The sequence below is a fragment of the Methanosarcina sp. A14 genome, assembly GCF_001729375.1.
GTDB lineage: Archaea > Halobacteriota > Methanosarcinia > Methanosarcinales > Methanosarcinaceae > Methanosarcina > Methanosarcina barkeri.
The window spans coordinates 1-3540 of sequence record NZ_LZPK01000223.1 but is presented as its reverse complement, the minus strand read 5'-3'; the positions used below and the strand labels follow the sequence as shown (position 1 = coordinate 3540).

Sequence of the window (3540 nt, the reverse complement as noted above, 5' to 3'; positions counted from 1 at the left end):
ATACTATTCTTGAAATTATAATACAATAGTTTGTCATTCCGTGAAGTCAATGATATTCTCTTGAAACCCATAGAATCCTGTTTTCCTCCACAGAAACCATATACCGATCTCGTTTGATAAACTATTTCCTCCAACTCAGTTAATTTGTGTGGAGATACCGGTTCGAAACTCTTTTCAAAAAATAGATGAGAATAACTAACTTTATTAATTATTTTCTCTTTTTACCGTAAGGGGGGTGAAGTATGTCACGTACTAATTTCTGGGAAAGCTTCTGGGATATAATGGGTGCGTTAATAATAACGATCATAATATTAATTGGAATTGCCAATTTATAATGATTATCAAAGCTTCCATCACTTCTTTTTTTATGTTCATCTTCTAACATTTTAATAAGTAGTACTTTAGGGAAAATAATCTTCTTCATTTATTCTGCAAACATAGCCTCCGTCAATAGGGTATACAAATCATGTATTATGGACGCTGAAGAATTTCATAAGAAACGTGTATTCAATGAAGTTCATAATTTTGGGACTTAATTTTGTAATTTTCACGTGATTTTGTAAAGATATATTATCCATTGCAGTATTTTGAAGAATTTTTACGTCAGAATCGAAAAAGAGATTTCTTAACCCTGATGAAGTGATTTACTGTATTATCGGACTGTTTTGAGCTTTCCGGCATAGAAGGAGATAAATACAGTTAGATAGTTAGGAATAACTGTTCCCGCTAATGTTAATTAAAAAGTATAAAAAACAGGTGGGGCATTATATGGATATAGAGAATCAGTCGATACCAGCTAGGATTTTACTTTACAGTACAGCTGCGGTTATCCTGACTATTGGAATGCGAGAGATTGCTTCAATACTTACAGTCTTCTTTTTCTCTGTATTTATCGCACTGATCTTAACTCCGCTTGTCCGATGGCTTAAGAAAAAAGGAATCCCCGGGGTACTGAGTGTCTTTCTGGTAATTCTTTTATTCGCCTTCATTGTCCTGATTCTTGGGTTAATAGTTGCCAGTGCGGCAATCCAATTTGGAAGCCAGATCCCGCTATATCAAAATCAGTTAATTGAATTCATGAGTAATCTTGCAAAATATATCCCTTCATATGACGGTTTTTCCGTGCAGTCGATTATTCGTGGCATCGTATCAATTACGGTTTCATTTGTTGTAAACATTGTTAATGGACTTGTAAATACTGGGACAACAGTTGGAATTATCATACTCACGACGGCCTTTATGTTAATAGAGGCTGCAAATGTTCCTAATAAAATAAATGAGAAAATTGAAAAGCAATCTGAACTCCAATTGAGGTTAAGTATCTTTGGCAGGAAGTTAGTAAAATTTATTGTTATAAGAGCTGAAATAAATCTTATCACAGCCGTTGCAATTACTATTACTTTCCTTATCGGTGGGATCGACTATGCGATTCTCTGGGGAGTTTTTATATTCATTCTTAGTTACATCCCCTATATTGGTCTTGTTGTAGCTTCCATCCCTCCCATAGTGATTGCGCTTTTTAAGTATGGGCCTTTAGGTGCTCTTGCAGTCATTGTTGTTATCACTGCTGTCGATGGGATTACAGAAAATGTCCTTTTTCCTTCACTTATGGGAAAAGGCCTGCAGTTATCTCCAGCCTTTTTATTTCTTGCCCTAATCTACTGGAATTTTGTACTCGGAGGCGCAGGTGCATTGCTTTCCATACCTCTTACAATGGCTTTGAAAATCATGCTTGAGAGTTTTGATGAAACAAAATGGATGGCCAGATTAATGGATCCACCAGGAGATATAGAGTAACTTGAAAAAACCAGGACAAGGAAAAATAACTATTACTCCGGAAAGACAAGAAAACACTATGAAGCCGTCAGATTAGATAAAAGTATAAAAAGTGACTGAAGAAATTCCATAGTTATAGTCATGCTATAGTCACGCGGCTAAATAATGCAACTGCTCAAATGAGATACAATGAGATTTTTGTTGCAACAATTACAGGCGTGACTATAATTCGGTAAACAATGTACTTGCCAGGTGCAGTGAAAATAGAGACGGTTAGCAGAGCAAAATTTGAATTGGGGAATTAGGGGATTTATGAAAAAGCAATTCGGGTAAGCTCTTTACAAACAAGTGGCGTTGCCAGATTATCCTGTACCAGTCATTAATCATATTCTCTATGCACCTTACCTTGGATAAAGAGTTTTGGCTATAAGATCTGGAAAAAAGGAGAGAACTACTTTCCAGAAACTACTTTCCAGAAACTACTTTCCAAAAAGCAAAAATTTACAAATTGTGTTTATGAAAAGTAATTACAGGGGAGCACTTACGGGAATTTCTGTGACTATACAAAGCCGATATTAATTCTGACATCTTTACCTGTAGCTTCTGTCAGGCGGTAAGCAGCTTTACTGGCATATCTGGAAGGTCTTCCTGACCTACTTTGCGGCCTATCAGGAGGGATACTTTTACAGGTTTATTAACAAGAAATCTAAAGGCATATAGCCTACTGTAACTTTTTCAAGTGTCAAATCTTTTTCTGCATATTCGGAATCTTTGAACATAGCTATCATTCTCCATTAATCTCCTGCTCAACAAGAATTGTCTGAAAAGAAGAATAAGTAACAAGCCCAAGAGCTACAGAGAGTGAGGCAATTGCAATGACAAGTAAAGCTACATGCGAGATCACAGAAGAACGGGCATGTACAACTGCTTCTTTCTCTACCGGACGAAACCCGGAAACCCAGAACATTATGAGAGCTGATACATTGACAGCAAGAAGGTTAACAAGCACGAGAACGGCAGCTGCAACTGCTACTAAGGGTAGTACCCACCCTGACGTTGCAGCTGGTGGAACGAGAGCAATTGCAATTGCGACACCCACAAAGGCAGACCCTGCATTCCGGATAATACTGATAGCTCCTGCTATACCCAATCCCAGAGCAAGGAAAAGAGAAAGGAAATTAGGGCTGGTCCTCTCGGCTATCTGGGATATTTCTCGGATATCGAGGACAGGTAGCAAAAGTATTGATTCTTTAAGAAGCATGCCGATAAGGGTACCCACTGCAATTGCGAGCAGAAGCCCTCCAATCTGCATCTTAATTCCTCGAGACGCAAGTTTTCTGTCATCAAGAACAGTGACTACACTTGCAGTAATTGCAGGTCCCATAAGTGGAGCCACGACCATTGCTCCGATGATTGTTGCAGCCGAATCAAGCAAGAGTCCTCCAGTTGCAATAATCGTGCTCAGAACAAGAAACGAGAGATAAGTAGAAGTTTCAGGTGCTAGGTTCTCTGCACGTGCAATCAATTCTTCCCGCGAGATACGGGTTCCAAAGTAGCGCTGCTTTAGAACTTCAATGCGTCTTTCTTGATACTATAGTTTCAGGTGTCAGGACGATCGTATGTATTTTCTCTAATTCCTGCCTTGCTCAATCTGGTAAGTACTGGTTCTACACCACCAGGAGGAACCGGAAACTGACCAAGGGCTTCAAAGTCCGTTCGGCCTGTTTCATCCCATACGGCATAGTCTATCCCTTCTTCATCAAG

3 protein-coding genes are annotated in these 3540 nt (G+C 38.7%); 1 reads left to right on the top strand and 2 read right to left on the bottom strand.

Going from position 1 to position 3540, the window contains the following annotated elements; translation table 11 throughout:
- Window positions 1–208 precede the first annotated feature (208 nt).
- A complete protein-coding gene (locus A9239_RS11060; RefSeq protein WP_048155222.1) occupies window positions 209–424 on the bottom strand; it encodes a hypothetical protein in 216 nt (71 codons plus the stop codon).
- A gap of 344 nt (window positions 425–768) precedes the next feature.
- On the opposite strand from A9239_RS11060, the gene A9239_RS11055 reads away from it, so the two are divergent.
- A complete protein-coding gene (locus tag A9239_RS11055) occupies window positions 769–1797 on the top strand; it encodes an AI-2E family transporter (protein WP_048118312.1) in 1029 nt (342 codons plus the stop codon).
- A 763-nt stretch (window positions 1798–2560) separates the two neighbouring features.
- On the opposite strand, the gene A9239_RS20940 is transcribed toward A9239_RS11055, so the two are convergent.
- Window positions 2561–3301 (bottom strand): TIGR00341 family protein, encoded by a 741-nt coding sequence (locus A9239_RS20940; protein ID WP_329957115.1) that lies wholly within the window; start codon window positions 3299–3301, stop codon window positions 2561–2563.
- Window positions 3302–3540 lie beyond the last annotated feature (239 nt).